Source organism: Flavobacterium subsaxonicum WB 4.1-42 = DSM 21790 (genome assembly GCF_000422725.1).
Classification (GTDB): domain Bacteria; phylum Bacteroidota; class Bacteroidia; order Flavobacteriales; family Flavobacteriaceae; genus Flavobacterium; species Flavobacterium subsaxonicum.
The window spans coordinates 271,348-288,222 of the sequence record NZ_KE383911.1 but is presented as its reverse complement, the minus strand read 5'-3'; the positions used below and the strand labels follow the sequence as shown (position 1 = coordinate 288,222).

Sequence of the window (16,875 nt, the reverse complement as noted above, 5' to 3'; positions counted from 1 at the left end):
TAGTTAATAAGAAAGGTTAAAATAGTGTCATGCTGAGCTTGTTGAAGCAGCACTATTTTAACCTTTTTTATGCAATTTAAAATAAGATAAATGCCCGCTTTGCATCACATTTACCTTGCTTTACACGGCAATAACTTTCGATAAGTTATCCTCTGCTTCCTTTAGCTTTCCCTCCTGTTCTTTAAGCATATCGGCCACCTTAATTTGCTGCACCCTGTTATCGCTGTTTTTAAGCCTTGCATAGCCTTTATCGGTCAGGTTTTTGCCATGGTTTTTTTGCAGGTATTTAAGGTAGTCGCCATAGCTCATGCCTTGGGTAAACAACTCTTTGTCGTTATCCCTGCTAAGAATGTGCGTGCTTAGTTTTTCCTGTAGTGTAATAGATTTTACACGCAGCCTTTGGTATTCGGTTAGTAAGTAATTTTTCTTCTTTCTGTAGCCTGATCTGCTATTTAGTAATTTGAATAGCAGATATACTACCAGGCTCGCAGACAACACAATTATTAGTGTCAGTTCTGGAAATAGTGGCATAGCTATAGTGGATGTTTACGCTAATTTACTGAAAAATTACCCGAAACCCTTATGTTTTAAGGTATTGGCGCACGAAAAAACAATTTTATAATTTGAGATACTTTAAAATAATAATACAATAAAATAAAGGGGCTTAAATTTAAAATTTGTTGATATTAGGGTAATGATGATTTTTATACATTAACAGTTCGCCGCTTTTTTTATATAGTTCGTAGATATTTTGCAGATAATTTTCATCAAATAGTTGCGCTCTAATTCAGATTTATAGCAAATGCCCTTAAACTTTAGGGGAGGTAGTTACTTTTGCTTTTTGTTGTACAGATGTAAAAATACATACCCGGCACAACCGGCCAGTATGGAGGCTATTAGTATCGCAAATTTGGCTTCAGCCTGAAGCGAAACCTCTGTAAAGGATAGCAAAGCTATGAAAATTGACATGGTAAAGCCAATACCACCCAGTAATCCTAACCCTAAAACGTGCGGCCATTTCACGCCTTCGGGCAATTGAGCGATCTTTAATTTTACCGATAGCCACGACATTGCAAATATCCCTACGGGCTTCCCTAAGAATAGACCTAATACAATGCCTAAGCCTAAATTGCCGGTTAAGCCCTGTAGCATGCCATCTTCAAAAGTTATGTTGGTATTTGCCAGTGCAAACAATGGCATAATAATAAAATTGACAGGTCTGGATAAAAAATGCTCCAGTTTTTCTAAAGGCGATTCGGTTGCATCGGGTGTTGTGGGTAAGGTAAGCGCCGTTAATACTCCTGCAATGGTGGCATGTATACCCGAATGGTGTATGCAATACCACATTATGATGCCCGGAAGTAAATACGCCCAAAGGCTTTTTACACCCATTTTGTTGAAGATAATCTGTACGATAAAAAGGCCACCGGCATACATTAAATATTCGGTGTGCATCCCTGTGGAGTAGAATAGGGCAATAACCAGTATGGCCATCAAGTCGTCTACAATGGCAAGGGCAGCCAGGAATATTTTGAGTCCTGTTGGCACTCTATTCCCTAATAACGATAAAATTCCCAATGCAAAAGCAATATCGGTAGCCATGGGTATGCCCCAGCCACCGGCAATTGCGGTGTTAGTATTGAATGATATATAAATGAGTGCCGGCACCAAAACCCCGCCAATAGCTGCAAGCACGGGTAGTGCCGCTTTACGTGCTGATGATAATTCGCCCTCTACAATCTCGCGTTTAATTTCGAGCCCTACCAGTAAAAAGAAGATTGCCATAAGGCCATCGTTTATCCAGAGCAGCAGTGGGTAGCGCAATTGGATGCTTTCGGTTTCAAAACCCAATTGCGTTGCAAGCAGCTGTTCAAAATCTGCCGAAAGGCCAGAATTAGCTATAAGTAACGATACGGCAACACACGCCAGCAGTACGATACCACCTGCTGATGAGGAACTGAAAAATTTTTTAAAAACGCTAAGGTTAATGGGGTTTTCCATAGTTGTAAAAATACAGAATTTAACACAAAAAAGCGAGCAATAACGCGGTATTATGCCCTATCTGTGGCTACTTTATAAGTGGGGTCTTCGGCTATATTTACCACTATTACACCTTCGGCATTTTTAAGCAATTGCCTGGAATCAGCACTTAAATGTGTAAGTGTTACGGTTTTGCCAACAGCGCTGTATTTGCGGGTAATGTTGTTAAGCGCCTCAATGGCCGACATATCGGTTATGCGGCTCTCTGTAAAGTCGATTACAATTTGCTCGGGGTCGTTGGCTACATCAAAGGTTTCTAAAAAGGTGGTGGTCGACCCAAAAAATAACGGCCCTAAGATATTGTAATGCTTTACACCATCTGCATCAACATACATTTTAGCGCGTATGTGCTTGGCGCTTTCCCATGCAAAAACCAGCGCCGATATTATTACACCTATTAGCACGGCCAGTGCCAGGTTGTGCAATACGATAGTGATGATGGCCACTACAATACCCGTAAAAATATCCTGCTTTGGCATTTTATTTATGATTCGGAAACTGGCCCACTCAAACGTGCCAATGGCAACCATCATCATAACGCCAACCAACGCAGCCATAGGTAGTTTGCCTATTACGGATGCACCGAATAATATGATTATAAGTATCGTAATTGCAGCTATAATTCCCGACAATCTTGCCCTCGACCCCGCCGAAAGGTTAACCAGCGTTTGCGCTATCATGGGGCAGCCTCCCATACCAAAAAAGAAACCGTTGGCAATGTTGGCGCTACCCTGTGCAATACATTCGCGGTTGCTGTTGCCTTTGGTTCCGGTAATTTCGTCTACTAAATTCAGCGTAAGCAGGCCTTCGGTTAAACCTACGGCAGCCATAATTAAGGAGTAAGGAAGTATTATTTGGAGCGTCTCGAAATTTATTGGAATGTTCGGGATATGGAAAGGAGGGAACCCGCCTTGCACCGATGCGATATCCTGAACGGTTTTGGTCTCTATGCCAAAGCCTAATACTATGGCAAACACCACTATAATAGCAACTAACGATGCCGGCAATGCCTTTGTAATTTTTGGGAAACCAATTACTATAGCAATGGTTAGGGCAACCAGGCCGGCCATGGTGTATAGCGTTGGTCCGGTTAGCCAGGCTTCCTCACCATTAATCATTGTTTTAAACTGTCCTAATTGCGACATAAATATTACAACGGCAAGGCCATTTACAAAGCCATACATAACAGGCTGGGGCACAAGCCTGATAAATTTTCCTAACTTAAAAAGCCCAACCAGTATTTGCATTACACCACCTAAAGCCACGGCTGCAAAAACATATTCTATGCCCTGTGCCTGCATTAAGGCTATAAGCGTAATTACCGTTGCACCCGCGCCACCCGATACCAGCCCTGGCCTTCCGCCAAAAATTGCAGTTACCAGGCCCATTATAAAGGCGGCATACAAGCCCACCAACGGCGGAAAACCTGCCAGTATAGCAAACGAAAGCGACTCCGGAATCATGGTCATGGCTACGGTTAAGCCGGCCAGGATTTCGTTTTTATAGTTTACTTTTTGCGAGAAGTCGAAAAGGCCAAATGTTTTGGTTTGCATGGATGTGTGTAAGTTTTGCAAAGTTACAAAGTACATTACTATTTAAGCACAGCTAAAAAATAATATAGCGGTTGCAAAACTAAATAATATTTATCGTAATATTGCGATAAATAAAATGTAATTTTTATGGGCACTACAAAATCAGAACAATTTACAGCGCGCCAAAACGAGCTTTCGGCTTTAGCCAAAGCAATTGGGCACCCTGCGCGCATAGCCATTATTGAGTATCTGTTACAGACAGATGCCTGTGTGTGCGGCGATATCGTGGAGGTTTTGCCCCTTGCGCAGGCCACGGTATCGCAGCATTTAAAAGAGCTTAAAAATGCAGGGCTTATAAAAGGGAGCATAGAGGGTACATCGGTTTGTTATTGTATTGACGAGAATGGCTTCGAAAAAATTAAGTCGTTTTTTGATCATGTCGCCCTTTCTATTACAAACAGAAAAAACGAATGTTGTTAACTAAATCATACAGATTATGAAACTATCTGAAATTAAAAACCACCTGGCTACAGCCGAGGCGGTAAATTTTAAACTGCCCAACGGTACCTTTGTGCCGGAGAATTTTCATGTAACCGAGGTTGGCGTGATTACTAAAAACTTTATAGACTGCGGTGGCGTAGTGCGTAAAGAAGAAGTGGCTAACTTTCAGCTTTGGGATGCTAACGACTTTGAACACAGGCTAAAGCCGAAAAAGCTGCTGGATATTATTGCACTATCTGAAAAAGTACTGGGTATGGGCGATTTTGAAATTGAGGTGGAATACCAGTCGGATACTATTGGTAAATACGACCTGGATTTTAATGGTACAGATTTTATTTTGGTTAATAAGCAAACGGCCTGCCTTGCTGAGGATGCGTGCGGTATACCGGCTAAACCAAAACTGAGTTTGCAAATGTTAGGTAATCAGGAAGGTAATTCGTGCACTCCGGGTGGGGGTTGCTGCTAATTTTACGTTATGAAAAATATATTAGTATTATGTACCGGCAACAGCTGCCGAAGCCAGATTGCCGAGGGATATTTAAGGTACTTTGCAAAAGATAAAGCTACCATATACAGCGCAGGTGTAGAGACGCATGGCGTTAACCCTAAGGCTATTGCTGTTATGGGTGAAGATGGGCTGGATATATCGTTACACACCTCTAACAACATCGAAGAGTATTTTGATGTGAATTTTGACTATGTAATTACCGTATGCGATAACGCAAAAGAGCGTTGCCCTTTTTTCCCTACGCAGGCTAAAAAATTTCATTATAATTTTCCTGACCCCGCAAAAGCCACAGGGTCAGAAGAAGAAATTATGGATGAATTCAGAAGGGTAAGGGGTATGATAAAAGAATATTCTGAAAATTTCGTTCAGCAAAATCTCTCAGTATCTCAGTAGTTAAGTACCTCTCTCTAAAACTTATGGATAATAAAAATACACGGCCTGTTATGCAGGTCGGGTATTTCTTTTTTCCATTGGGCTACCGTTTTTGTTTTTATTAATTCGGTAGGTTGCGTAATATCCGCTGCAATACACAAGTGGGTAGTAGGTTGCAGTGCCAGTAAAACCTCTTCGAGCATTTTGTTGTTGCGAAAGGGTGTTTCTATAAATAGTTGCGACTGGCTTTTATCCTGAGATAGTTTCTCAAAGTTTTTTAAAGCAGCCCTTTTTTCGCCTTTTTCTATGGGCAGGTAGCCGTTAAAAGCAAAGCTTTGCCCGTTCATGCCGCTGGCCATCATTGCCATCAATATAGAAGATGGCCCCACAAGCGGAACCACCTGTATGCCTTTTTCGTGGGCAATTTTTACAATGGCCGCACCGGGGTCGGCTACACCGGGGCAACCGGCTTCGCTCATCAGGCCAACATTTTTACCTTCCATGCAGGGTTGTAAAAAGCCACTATGCTCAGATGGTTTTGTATGCTTATTTAAAACCGACAGTTTTAGGTCGGGTTGCTTTTTAGTGGGCAGTATGGCTTTTATAAAGCGGCGTGCTGTTTTCTCATTCTCAACTATGTAATGGTCTATAAAATCAACGGCGCGTTCTATAGCCTGTGGCAGCACATCTTTAGTATCGCCTTCTTCGCCAAGCGGCACAGGCAATAAGTATAATTTTCCTTTGGGGGATGGTGTATTCATCTTCTTGTTTAGATAATTGCAAAAATAGGCATATTAATTAACTTACTTTCGGGTTAATTGCTACTTTAATAAAGATAAATAGAGTGCAAGAGTAGAGGTACTATTGTATGTGGTGTTCTTTTAAAAGCTTGGCGGCTACAAGTTCGCAGGCATCATCAAGCATATCATATACATTGTCAAAACCTTCGGGGCCACCGTAGTAAGGGTCGGGCACATCAACTTTCTGTCCGGGAAAAATCTCGTCCATCATCAGTTTAACCTTGGCCTTAGCCTGTGGGGTTGGGGCAAGCTGCGTAACATCTTTAAGGTTAGAGCTGTCCATAACATAAATATGGTCAAATTCTGTAAAGTCAGCTTTTTTGATCTGGCGTGCCTTTTGGCAGCTAATATCCAGGCCACGGTTTTTTGCAGTGGCTACAGATCTTGGATCCGGACCCTGGCCTGCGTGCCAGTTACCTGTACCGGCGCTATCTACCAAAAATTTATCTGTAGGTAATTTAGACTGCAGTATACCTTCTGCCAGCGGAGAGCGGCAAATGTTACCCAGGCAAACCATTAAAATTTTAACGGGCATTATACCGATAGTTTTTTGTTTATATCGTCTACAAATTTTCTAAACTGCTTATCTGTAGTAACAAGGTTATCTACGGTTTTGCAGGCGTGCAGTACGGTAGCGTGGTCGCGGTCGCCAATTTGCGAGCCAATATTTGCAAGAGATGCTTTGGTAAACTTCTTGGCAAAAAACATGGCAAGCTGCCTGGCTTGTACAACGTGGCGTTTCCTGGTTTTAGATTGCAGGGTATCTACATCAAGCTGGAAATAATCTGACACTACTTTTTGAATGTAATCGATTGAAATCTCGCGTTTAACGTTTTTTACGAATTTTTCTACCACCATTTTGGCAAGCTCAAGCGTTACCTCGCGGTGGTTGAAAGATGACTGTGCAATAAGCGATATTATGGCACCTTCAAGCTCGCGCACATTGCTTTTAATGTTGCGGGCTACATATTCTATAATTTCTTCGGGCATTTCTACGCCGTCTCCAAATAGTATGTTTTTAAGTATCGATACACGTGTTTCATAATCAGGCTGGTGCAATTCTGCCGAAAGGCCCCATTTAAAGCGCGATAGCAATCGCTGCTCTATATCCTGCATGTCTACCGGTGCCTTATCTGATGTAAGGATAACCTGTTTGCCGTTTTGGTGCAGGTGGTTAAAGATGTGGAAAAACACATCCTGAGTACCTGTTTTGCCTGAAAGGAACTGAACATCGTCTATAATAAGTACGTCTATCAATTGATAGAAGTGAATAAAATCGTTACGGGTGTTGCGCTTAACCGAGTCGATATACTGCTGGGTAAAGATCTCTGCCGATATGTACAGCACAGTTTTATCCGGGTATTTATCTTTAATCTCTATACCAATAGCGTGCGCAAGGTGGGTTTTGCCCAAACCTACGCCACCAAATATAAGCAGCGGGTTAAAAGATGTACCCCCCGGTTTATTGGCAACAGCCAATCCTGCCGAACGGGCAAGGCGGTTAGAGTCGCCCTCAAAAAAGTTGTCAAAGCTGTAATTTGCATTAAGCTGCGACTCTATTTTAAGGTTACGGATGCCGGGTATAACAAACGGATTTTTAAGCTCCGGGTTTTTATTTTGTAACGGAAAATCAACTTCCTGTGGTTTAACAGGTGCGCGGTGGGCACTTGGCAACTGCTCTGTAAAGGGCTGTTTGTTGCCAAAGGTGTTTTCCATCTTAATTTTATAAAGTAACTTTGCGCTATTGCCAAGCTCTTTAGTAAGGGCTACTTTTAATAATTTAACATAGTGCTCTTCCAGCCACTCGTAAAAGAATTTGCTGGGCACCTGGATATACAAAGCACCGTCGGTTAACTCAACTGCCCTGATGGGTTCAAACCAGGTTTTGTAGGCCTGATCCTGAATATTGTCTTTTATAAATAACAGACAGTTATCCCATACCGATTGCGCAGTTTTAGTCATATATCCTGATAATTAATTGTTTATTAAAAGTTGTCTTACAAAAGGGAATGCTGGAAAATCATTCCTTTTAGGGAGAACAAATATGGTCACAAAAATCAGTAAAAAAAAACAAAAGGCGTATTGATTATTATAAAAAAATATTGTAAGCGTCTAAACCTAAAATTAATAAAAAATTAACATTTAAAATATATGAATTTTCACGAATTTAAAGTACGTGTCCGCTATGCAGAGACCGACCAGATGGGGGTTGTATATCATGGCAATTACGCGCAATACTTTGAGATGGGGCGGGTAGAATGGCTTAGAAATCTTGGACTTAGCTATAAGTTTATGGAAGAGAACGGTATTATGCTGCCTGTTGTTTCTTTAACATTAAATTATAAAAAACCGGCCCGATATGATGATCTCTTAACTGTAAGAACTATCTTAAAAAAACAGGAGTCGGTTAAGATAGAATTTGACTACGAAATATACAATGAGGGGGGAGAGTTATTAACAATTGGCAACTCGGTTTTGGTATTTGTAGACATGAAAACCGGCCGCCCGGTAGCACCGCCAGACTATGTAAAAGAGAAGCTCGTTAAGTAGCTTTTAGTCGCAGTTGCAGTCTCAATTTGCAGTTAATTTTGGGACTGAAAACTGCGACTGTGACTGTTTACTTTATCGTAATTCCATACAAATTTTGCAGTGCCTCAAGTACCATTGGGGCATTTTGCTTTCGGGTGCTAAGGGTAATTTCGCAATCATTCTCCATTTTTTGCGATACAATATTCAGGTTCTTCTCCTTAATAATACGCATTACGCGATTCATATCGGCATAGCCAAAAGCAAGTGTAAAGTAAGAATCGATGGTTTTTTCGATGATTTCAGATTCCTCCAAAGCCATTTGGGCTGAAGTTCGGTATGCAGAAATGAGTCCGCCTACACCCAGTTTTACCCCACCAAAATATCGAACCACAATAACCAGAACGTTAGTAACGCCAAAGCTTTGTATCTGCCCGTAAATAGGCATACCTGCAGAGTTGTTGGGTTCGCCATCATCGTTAGCGCGGTAGTAAACAGTTTCTGTGCCAAGCTGAAAGGCGTAACACCAGTGCCTGGCGGAGTGGTGCTGTTTCCTGATATCTGCAAGCAGTGCCTTAACCTCGTCTTCGGTAGTAACCGGGTAGGCGTAGCCAAAAAACTTACTGTTCTTTTCTTTAAACAGCATTTCGGGCGATGGTGTGGCAAGGGTTTTATAGGTGTCTTTTTCCAAATCAGGGTTAAACTTTACAGGTTGCAAAGTTAGTTAAGTTATTCGAAACCAAAAATTGAGTATACTTGTATGGATTATACTTCGCTATGAAAAATATCACCTTAACCTTATTTTTACTTTACGCGGTTGTTGGATTTGCACAAAGCAATGATAATAGCTATTCTATTTATTCTACGGTACTTAATAACAAATTAGCGCAGTTTTATGGCCCCAAATTAGATTCTTTACAGTCGTTAATAGTTCTTTATAACAATAATACAGATAGTAATGATCTTAAGTTCGTTGATGAATTAGTTGACGATCCACCCTGTGATTATCTCTTTAATTATTTGTATTTTCAGTCAGGAAAAGATTCTGTTTTTATCCACAGGTTTAAAAATGAACCTGAAATTAAGGAGGTTATTACAAAATTTAGAAAGAATGCTAATATTAATTTTGATGCCGATATGGGGCTTTTAAAGCTTATAAGTAATGCGAAAATTAATACAATTACTCTGCAAGAGTATCGCTCCTTCTTTAAAAATGGTAAAAATATTGATAAAGGATGGAACAAAATAAAGGATAAATATGGTTCAAAATCAGTCTTTGAATTATCTCAAATAACTTACAGTCAAAATTTTGCTGTTTTTTACATAGCTCATCACTGTGGTGGACTTTGCGGCTCAGGCGATTTTGTAATAATGGAAAATGTTGAGGGTAAATGGCGATTGCTTAGCGTCATAAACTTGTGGATATCATAACTACTTAGTTATCACCTTCTTCTTTTTCTTTTTGTCAAAAAGGTAGCCAATAATTAAGCCTACTACCGCCCATAGGGGTATGCCCAACAGTATTTTGGCAAGGTCAAATCGCTCATGGTCTATTAGCGGAAACATAACCATAGTAATTACGTATAAAAGGCCGGCCCACACAAGGCCGGAACGGACCCATTTTTTCATGACGTTTGTGTTTTGTTATCATAAATTTAGCAAAATTTACTGTGATATGCAAGCAAATTCGCATTTGCGTAATGTGCTAATTACATTATCTTTGCGGCTTTAAAAACCAAAAGTTACAATGAAGATGAAAAAATGTTTGGGGATATTAGGCTTTATGTTGTTTTTTATCCTTCAGGCTGCAGCCCAGTTTCCGGCCGGCACTAAAGAGGGTGGTTATACGTCTGCTTCAGAGTTTCTGAGTAATAACCCGCAATACAAGTCTGATTTTGAGGTTATAAAAAGAACCCGAACCGATATTTTAATGTGGGCGGGCAACGATTATAAAGTAGAAACTAAAGATAAGCAGGTTAAGACTTCGGTTATTAAAAAAGAGCTTTGGGGTGTGTTTAAAAAAGATACCCTTTACCTAAATGCCAAGCCTTTAACAGGATACGCCTGGTATGCAAAAGTAGAGGTGTATGGTAAATATTGCTTTTTAAAGCCAGAATATCCTTTTGCTAAGGGTGTACAGGAAGAGTTGGGTATGATAGTAGACCCTGATTTTTCTGCCAATCCGGGCAGCGGCCTGGGTGGTGCTATTGGCGGTGGAGAAAAAGCTGTAATGAGGCTGCCGCTTATTTATAATATGCAAACCGCTAAAAAACAGGTGCTTTCTAAAACTACACTACTGGCATTGCTTGAAAAATACCCCAATGTTAAGGCTCGCTTTGAGGCAGAACCCGACATGAAAAGCGAGGCTACGCTTGTAAAATACCTTATAACAATTAACGAACTCGAAAAATAATAGCCGTTACAAATCAATGCGGCTTTAAAATTTAGATGTAAATGATTACTATTGATGCACTTTCGGTACAGTTTGGCGGTACCACGCTGTTTAGCGATGTTTCTTTTTCTATAAACGAGACCGATAAAATAGCCCTTATGGGTAAAAACGGCGCCGGTAAAAGTACACTGCTAAAAATTATAGCCGGCGAAAACAAACCCTCAACAGGCTCTATATCATCTCCTAAGGGCACTGTGATTGCTTACCTGCCACAGCATTTGCTTACGCACGATAACGCCACCGTGTTTGAGGAAACATCTAAAGCGTTTGAAGGCATCTTTAAAATGAAGGCCGAAATTGATGCCCTTAACGAAGAGCTAACCGTACGTACTGATTATGAGAGTGATGAGTACTACAAAATCATCGAAAAGGTATCGGAACTCAGCGAGAAATTTTACTCTATAGAAGAGATAAACTACGAGGCCGAAGTAGAGAAAGTGCTTGTGGGCATTGGCTTTACGCGCGAAGACTTTCATCGCCCAACATCTGAATTTAGTGGCGGATGGCGTATGCGTATTGAGCTTGCCAAGATACTTTTACAAAAACCCGACCTGATCTTGCTGGATGAGCCTACTAACCACATGGACATTGAAAGCATCCAGTGGCTGGAAGATTTTCTTATCAATAGTGCTAAGGCTGTGATGGTTATAAGTCACGACAGGGCCTTTGTAGATAACATAACAACTCGTACCATAGAGGTTACTATGGGCCGTATTTACGACTATAAAGCCAAGTATTCGCACTACTTAGAGCTGCGAAAAGACCGCCGTGCCCACCAACAGAAGGCCTACGACGAGCAGCAGAAGATGATTGCTGAAAACATGGAGTTTATAGAGCGTTTTAAGGGTACCTACTCTAAAACACTACAGGTGCAGAGCCGTGTTAAGATGCTGGAAAAGCTTGATCTTGTGGAGGTTGACGAAGTAGATACATCGGCATTGCGCCTAAAATTTCCGCTTGCGCCACGCTCTGGGCAGTATCCTGTTGTGGTAGAGGCGCTTACCAAAAACTACGGCGACCACACCGTGTTTAATAACGCCAATATGGTTATAGAGCGTGGCCAGAAGGTAGCCTTTGTAGGTAAGAATGGCGAAGGTAAATCGACTATGGTTAAGGCCATTATGAGCGAGATCGACTTTGAGGGCAAAATGGAACTGGGTCATAACGTTAAGATAGGTTACTTTGCTCAGAACCAGGCAGCTATGTTAGATGAAGACATTACTGTGTTTGAAACGATAGACCGTATTGCCGAGGGTGATATACGTACGCAAATCAAAAATATATTAGGTGCTTTTATGTTTAGCGGAGACGATACTACCAAGAAAGTCAAGGTGTTATCGGGTGGCGAGAAGACCCGCCTTGCCATGATTAAGCTGCTTTTGGAGCCGGTTAACCTGCTTATTTTGGATGAGCCTACTAACCATTTGGATATGAAGACTAAAGACATTATTAAAGATGCCCTTAACGCTTTTGACGGTACGTTGGTACTGGTATCGCACGACAGGGATTTCCTTGACGGACTGGTTACTAAGGTGTTCGAATTTGGCAACAAACGTGTTAAAGAGCATTTTGAAGGTATTAAAGGTTTCCTTGAAATTAAAAAGATAGAAAACCTTAGAGAGATAGAGCGAAAATAGGTTAATATTTCACTTTTCGATCATGAGTTACAGTTAAAGAGGCGCCTGTTTAGCGCCTCTTTTTTTGTGTTTTGTGTAGCGTGTATTGTATAATAATAACCAATAATATACCAATCGGTATATTATTTTGACACTTTATCGTTCTAAAATAAAAATATACCGATTGGTATATTTTTAGGTGCAAAAAAAGGCATAAGTTGTAAAAACGTATGCCTTTTTTGTATGATAGTAGTAAAGGTAATTATAGATTCAAATTAATTGAATTTTACTTCCAGGATATCAATTTCTCCTTCGCTAATTTCGTTGTTATCATCGGCAATAATATTAATGCCCGAAATGCAAAGCGATTTTACTTTTCTCTTGCCTTTAGTAACCAGTTTGTCAAAATTAGACGGGTGAAGCATCAGCATCACATTCTCGGTAAGGGCATTTGTAAGGATAAAACTCTTGATGGTGGCTAAGTCGATGTTCTTTTTCATAGCAATTTGCTTTAGAAGGTTTGTTTTACAAAGATGGACTATAAACCTTTAAAATTTTGGTAACAAAAAGCCAATAAAACATTAAATTTTGTTAACAAAATTTTTGCTAACACCAGTACTGTTTCGTTTGAGTAAATTTTATGCGTTTTACCAAACCGTTAACTTTGCCAGGTAATCGGCATCGCTAAAATAAGCCGGTTTTTGCTCGTTAATACCTATAATAGTATAGGCCTCGTTGTGGTTGCCCTCAATCTCAAAGCTGCTGGTAGAGGTATACTGATCTAAAAAGCCTTTAATATCAAAGTCTTCCAGCTCCGGCTTAGGCAGCAGCACAAAATAGTCTATAATAGTCTCTTCGCCTCTAAAGGTAGCCCTGCCCTCAAAGTTTTTAAGTTCGTCGAATATATCTTTAGCTTCCTGGTATTTCATAATTTGATTTTTAGATGATTGGATTAATAGATTGTTGGATGTGTAGATTTTTAGATTGGCAGATAGTTAGACTGCCTGTAGCAATTGCTTAGTATTTACGGGCTTATTTTTTGGAGCTTGTATTTTGTGATTTGTATTTTCCCCTCCCGTAATTCGTAATTTAAAATTTGTAATTCAAAATTACCTCGACAGCCACTTATACAACCGCTCCGCATTCTCTTTAGTAAACAGCCCGGTACCGGTGCTCATGGTAGCGGCAGATCCGCAGGCTACGCCCATACGGGCCATATCTTTATGGCTGCCGCCCTGTGCCAATATGGCAACCATACCGGCCACCATGCTATCGCCCGCGCCAACGGTACTCAGTTTTTTGACTGATGGTGCCGGCACGTGTATGCTCTCGTCTTTACTAACAAGGTAGGCACCCTGCGGCCCCAGAGACACCACCACAATTTCGGCCTTGCCCTCGTCGATCAGCTGTTTGGCGGCCTCATCGGCACTCTCGTTATCCAAGTCCTTCATCCCCGTAAGGGTACTCAGTTCGCCCAGGTTAGGTTTAAGCAGGTACACGCCTTCTTTAAGCACTTCGGTCAGCGCCTCGCCAGAGGTGTCGGCAATAACCTTAGCGCCCTTTTCTTTCAGTTCGCGTACAAGCATGCCAATAAAGGCCGGTTCAATGCCCGGGGGCAGGCTGCCGCTAATAACCACAATTTCGGGGGTAGGCGAGAGGCCATGTATAATCTTGGCAATATCTTTAACCTCGGCGGCCGTAATATCTTCGCCGGGCATACCAAAGCGGTACTGCTCGTTGTGCGATGTATCTACCACAATAAAATTCTCGCGGGTTTCGGCAGCGGTAGGTATGGTGCTTGTAGTAACGTTTTCCTCCTTAAGCAGTTGCTCCAGCAGCTCGCCGGTACGGCCACCGCAGGTAAAAAGCGCGACCGATTTTATGCCAAGGCGGGCCAGCCCGCGCGAAACATTAATGCCACCGCCCCCCGGCTCGTATTTGGGCGGGGTGCAGCGCAGTTTTTTCTCGGGTTTAAGGTTTTCTACCGTGGTGCTTTTATCTACGGTGGGGTTAAGCGTAATGGTTACTATGTTTTTTATCATTGCTAAAAAGCTGTTTTTTAAGGCCTGGTTTAATAGCTAATATAGCAATTAAAAGCCTGCGCACTACTTAACGCTATGTTAAGAGTACGGCAACAATAAAAAATGTAATAACAATTTTAGCTAATAAAGCGCTCTATAATACTGTACTCGTTGCTAAGCTCTATATAGTAGCAGCCTTCGGGTATCTCTACATCAAGTTCGGCAATTTGTTTTTCTGTAAAGCCGCGTTTTAAAAGCTCTTCGCGGTTATGCAGTAAAATGGGCTCATCACCAACGTAATACAAATCGTCGTCAGAGTGGTTAACTTCTGTAACCGTGCCAGATATGCCGTAGTCTAATGAGTTGTACAATAATTCTTTTTCCAGCTCTTCGTCAGAGAGCTTGTTAAGCCATGTTTTAAGTTCTTTTAGCTTCATTTGTGCATTAGTAAAAATTAGTAATTGGGCGTAATCGGTAATTTATTGTGGGGCAAAAAATTAGGGTATAAATATACAGATTTATTAGTAATTATATACAAGGTGTTAAATATTTATTAAATATTCTTACAATATTATACATCTAAAAATTAGCTGTTTAAGCACTATAGCTATAGCTGTGCCTGCGGTACATTATGTTTTGCCCTTTATTACAGGGAGTTCGCACTTTTGGCAGGCTTATTGATGTTTATTTATTAAGTAATTTTTAACGAGATAATTATTTTAAAACATACAATCTGTTTTTTGTGATATTTCTTACAATTGGTTGAAATTTTAAGATTTTTAAAGATGTTTTTTAGCAGTTAAACGACACTTTAGAGTGGTACTATTATTATTTCTGAAAGATTTAATAAATAAATGCCCCAAAATTGCCGGGTAAAAAAAAAGTTTATATTTGTAAAATATAGTGCCGCTGTTTCAGGCGTTTTACCAGTAAAATGTACTCCTGCGGCACTATACACAAACCCTCCAAAAACGCCCTGAAATGAAAACTTACGATGTTAAACACATAGCCTTTCATGTGCTGGTGGCCCTGTATTTTATATGGTTACCGGTGTTTGGCGTGCTGTTGGCCTTTGCCTTAACCAATACGCTGGATGCCGAGAGCCTCTCGCTGTCTAAAATATTTTTAACCTGGATATTTTTAAACCTGCTTATGGGCTCTGCCCTGTTTGCGGTTATACAGCTTTTTCAGAAAAAGGATTTGCTTGCAAAAATTATACGGTTCAGCTACATGGCAATGGCAGTAATTTCTGTAACCATTACTGTTATTATAGTTACCAACGCAAAGGGGTAGCACCTTTTTTGCATTAGCGCTTTGCAGTACGCAAAATTAAGCTTAACTTGTTGTTTTAACAGGCATTATTGCACAACAGGCTGTTTAAACACTAAAATAGAGTTACTAATTTGGCAAAATAATGCCTGCACACCTTTTTACTAATAAAGTTGTGGCGGGATTAATGTATATTTGCCTTTATTTTTTATTACGAATGGATAACAAAAGCGAAGAATTTTACGCAAGGCTTAAAGAAGAGCTGGCAAAATCAGAGAACTGGCCTGCCGAATACCTGTTTAAGTTTATAGTACCGTCTGACCCTGCAAAAGTACTCCAGATAGAAGAAACCTTTAATAATATGGGTGCGGTTATAGAAACAACACAATCTAAAACCGGAAAATATACCAGTGTTTCTATAAACGTACGTATGGGCGGCGCGCAGCAAATTATAGATAAATACATAGCGCTGTCTACTATAGAAGGTATTATATCTTTATAATAAACTACAACACACAACATGTACAATACACAAGAAGCTATTAATTTTCTTGAATATAATGCCGAAAGGCCTCACCTTATTATTCCGGAATACGGCCGCCATTTGCAAAAGCTTATTAAGCAGGCCATAGAACTGGAGGATAGAGATGAGCGCAATAAAGCGGCACGCTATATAATTGGGGTTATGGGCAGCCTTAACCCGCACCTGCGCGATGTGCCCGATTTTCAGCACAAGCTTTGGGACCAGATATTTATAATGTCTGATTTTAAGCTCGATGTAGATAGCCCGTACCCAACGCCATCGCCAGAGACTATTGCCCTTAAGCCTACACCGCTGGGGTATCCGCAAAATTTTCCTAAATACCGCTTTTACGGCAACAACATTAAGTATATGATAGATGTTGCCAACAGCTGGCCGGAGGGCGAAATGAAAAATGCACTTATTATTGTGATTGCCAACCACATGAAAAAGTCGTTTTTAAGCTGGAACAAAGATACCGTTAAAGACGATGTTATTTTTGAGCACCTTAAAGAACTATCCGGCGGTAAGATAAACCTGCAGGCTACCGATGAGGAGCTTTCTAACGCTACCGACCTGATGAAGGTTAACAAAAAACTTAGCAACAAAACACAGTTTAGCATTAATCCCAAGCAAAAAATGCAAAGGAGCAATGCCAGCGACAGACGTAATAACAACCAAAACAACAACAACCGTAAACCCTAATTTTTTTAACGCT

General features: G+C 40.7%; 22 protein-coding genes. 10 read left to right on the top strand and 12 right to left on the bottom strand.

The annotated features are described in order from the left end of the window. Positions 1-120: 120 nt before the first annotated feature. The 3 genes from G509_RS0119765 to G509_RS0119755 form a co-directional block, all read right to left on the bottom strand. On the bottom strand, positions 121-531 hold the full coding sequence (locus G509_RS0119765; protein ID WP_026993122.1) for a hypothetical protein: 411 nt from the start codon (positions 529-531) through the stop codon (positions 121-123). Positions 532-828: 297 nt separating this feature from the next. Beyond that, the gene (gene nhaA / locus G509_RS0119760; protein ID WP_035739356.1) at positions 829-2,001 is read right to left on the bottom strand and encodes a Na+/H+ antiporter NhaA; all 1,173 of its coding nucleotides are present in this window, start codon (positions 1,999-2,001) and stop codon (positions 829-831) included. A gap of 50 nt (positions 2,002-2,051) precedes the next feature. Beyond that, complete coding sequence (locus G509_RS0119755) at positions 2,052-3,593, bottom strand: SulP family inorganic anion transporter (RefSeq protein ID WP_026993120.1); 1,542 nt, start codon at positions 3,591-3,593, stop codon at positions 2,052-2,054. A 126-nt stretch (positions 3,594-3,719) separates the two neighbouring features. Between G509_RS0119755 and G509_RS0119750 the strand changes: the two genes are divergently transcribed. Genes G509_RS0119750 through G509_RS0119740 form a run of 3 tightly spaced genes read left to right on the top strand, consistent with a single transcriptional unit; the run spans position 3,720 to position 4,974 of the window. Continuing rightward, complete coding sequence (locus G509_RS0119750; RefSeq protein WP_026993119.1) at positions 3,720-4,052, top strand: ArsR/SmtB family transcription factor; 333 nt, start codon at positions 3,720-3,722, stop codon at positions 4,050-4,052. 16 nt (positions 4,053-4,068) lie between these two features. Next, positions 4,069-4,539, top strand: a complete 471-nt coding sequence (locus G509_RS0119745) for a DUF6428 family protein (RefSeq protein WP_026993118.1) — start codon at positions 4,069-4,071, stop codon at positions 4,537-4,539. Positions 4,540-4,548: 9 nt separating this feature from the next. Continuing rightward, entirely contained in the window at positions 4,549-4,974 is a 426-nt protein-coding gene (locus tag G509_RS0119740; protein ID WP_026993117.1) for an arsenate reductase ArsC, read from the top strand. Positions 4,975-4,988: 14 nt separating this feature from the next. Here the strand turns inward: G509_RS0119740 and G509_RS0119735 are convergent, their stop codons facing one another. From G509_RS0119735 to dnaA, 3 genes are all read right to left on the bottom strand, one after another. Next, positions 4,989-5,714 carry an SAM-dependent methyltransferase gene (locus G509_RS0119735; protein ID WP_026993116.1) on the bottom strand — a complete coding sequence of 242 codons (726 nt, stop codon included), beginning with the start codon at positions 5,712-5,714 and terminating at the stop codon, positions 4,989-4,991. A gap of 100 nt (positions 5,715-5,814) precedes the next feature. Beyond that, on the bottom strand, positions 5,815-6,288 hold the full coding sequence (locus tag G509_RS0119730; RefSeq protein ID WP_026993115.1) for a low molecular weight protein-tyrosine-phosphatase: 474 nt from the start codon (positions 6,286-6,288) through the stop codon (positions 5,815-5,817). Beyond that, positions 6,288-7,715 (bottom strand): chromosomal replication initiator protein DnaA, encoded by a 1,428-nt coding sequence (gene dnaA / locus G509_RS0119725; RefSeq protein WP_026993114.1) that lies wholly within the window; start codon positions 7,713-7,715, stop codon positions 6,288-6,290. Before dnaA ends, G509_RS0119730 begins: the two co-directional genes overlap by 1 nt. A 189-nt stretch (positions 7,716-7,904) precedes the next feature. On the opposite strand from dnaA, the gene G509_RS0119720 reads away from it, so the two are divergent. Then, the gene (locus G509_RS0119720; protein WP_026993113.1) at positions 7,905-8,303 is read left to right on the top strand and encodes an acyl-CoA thioesterase; all 399 of its coding nucleotides are present in this window, start codon (positions 7,905-7,907) and stop codon (positions 8,301-8,303) included. A gap of 67 nt (positions 8,304-8,370) precedes the next feature. On the opposite strand, the gene G509_RS0119715 is transcribed toward G509_RS0119720, so the two are convergent. Beyond that, a complete protein-coding gene (locus G509_RS0119715; protein ID WP_051200390.1) occupies positions 8,371-8,925 on the bottom strand; it encodes an IMPACT family protein in 555 nt (184 codons plus the stop codon). Positions 8,926-9,056: 131 nt separating this feature from the next. Here G509_RS0119715 and G509_RS0119710 point away from each other — a divergent pair, with 131 nt between their 5' ends. Beyond that, entirely contained in the window at positions 9,057-9,710 is a 654-nt protein-coding gene (locus G509_RS0119710; protein WP_026993111.1) for a hypothetical protein, read from the top strand. Here G509_RS0119710 and G509_RS0119705 read toward each other — a convergent pair whose 3' ends face one another. Beyond that, a complete protein-coding gene (locus tag G509_RS0119705) occupies positions 9,711-9,908 on the bottom strand; it encodes a hypothetical protein (RefSeq protein WP_026993110.1) in 198 nt (65 codons plus the stop codon). 124 nt (positions 9,909-10,032) lie between these two features. Here G509_RS0119705 and G509_RS0119700 point away from each other — a divergent pair, with 124 nt between their 5' ends. Continuing rightward, positions 10,033-10,692: a DUF6563 family protein gene (locus G509_RS0119700; protein ID WP_026993109.1), complete on the top strand. Its 660-nt coding sequence runs from the start codon at positions 10,033-10,035 to the stop codon at positions 10,690-10,692. 41 nt (positions 10,693-10,733) lie between these two features. Next, positions 10,734-12,368 carry an ABC-F family ATP-binding cassette domain-containing protein gene (locus tag G509_RS0119695; protein WP_026993108.1) on the top strand — a complete coding sequence of 545 codons (1,635 nt, stop codon included), beginning with the start codon at positions 10,734-10,736 and terminating at the stop codon, positions 12,366-12,368. Positions 12,369-12,622: 254 nt separating this feature from the next. On the opposite strand, the gene G509_RS0119690 is transcribed toward G509_RS0119695, so the two are convergent. From G509_RS0119690 to G509_RS0119675, 4 genes are all read right to left on the bottom strand, one after another. Continuing rightward, entirely contained in the window at positions 12,623-12,847 is a 225-nt protein-coding gene (locus G509_RS0119690) for a hypothetical protein (RefSeq protein WP_026993107.1), read from the bottom strand. A gap of 147 nt (positions 12,848-12,994) precedes the next feature. After that, positions 12,995-13,276, bottom strand: a complete 282-nt coding sequence (locus G509_RS0119685) for a hypothetical protein (protein WP_026993106.1) — start codon at positions 13,274-13,276, stop codon at positions 12,995-12,997. Positions 13,277-13,456: 180 nt separating this feature from the next. After that, positions 13,457-14,389, bottom strand: a complete 933-nt coding sequence (locus G509_RS0119680) for a 1-phosphofructokinase family hexose kinase (RefSeq protein ID WP_026993105.1) — start codon at positions 14,387-14,389, stop codon at positions 13,457-13,459. Positions 14,390-14,505: 116 nt separating this feature from the next. Continuing rightward, positions 14,506-14,805 carry a hypothetical protein gene (locus tag G509_RS0119675; RefSeq protein ID WP_026993104.1) on the bottom strand — a complete coding sequence of 100 codons (300 nt, stop codon included), beginning with the start codon at positions 14,803-14,805 and terminating at the stop codon, positions 14,506-14,508. A 544-nt stretch (positions 14,806-15,349) separates the two neighbouring features. Between G509_RS0119675 and G509_RS0119670 the strand changes: the two genes are divergently transcribed. From G509_RS0119670 to G509_RS0119660, 3 genes are all read left to right on the top strand, one after another. Further along, positions 15,350-15,661 carry a hypothetical protein gene (locus tag G509_RS0119670; RefSeq protein ID WP_026993103.1) on the top strand — a complete coding sequence of 104 codons (312 nt, stop codon included), beginning with the start codon at positions 15,350-15,352 and terminating at the stop codon, positions 15,659-15,661. Positions 15,662-15,854: 193 nt separating this feature from the next. Further along, positions 15,855-16,139: a DUF493 family protein gene (locus tag G509_RS0119665; RefSeq protein ID WP_026993102.1), complete on the top strand. Its 285-nt coding sequence runs from the start codon at positions 15,855-15,857 to the stop codon at positions 16,137-16,139. A gap of 18 nt (positions 16,140-16,157) precedes the next feature. Further along, positions 16,158-16,862: a DUF4290 domain-containing protein gene (locus G509_RS0119660; protein WP_026993101.1), complete on the top strand. Its 705-nt coding sequence runs from the start codon at positions 16,158-16,160 to the stop codon at positions 16,860-16,862. Positions 16,863-16,875 lie beyond the last annotated feature (13 nt).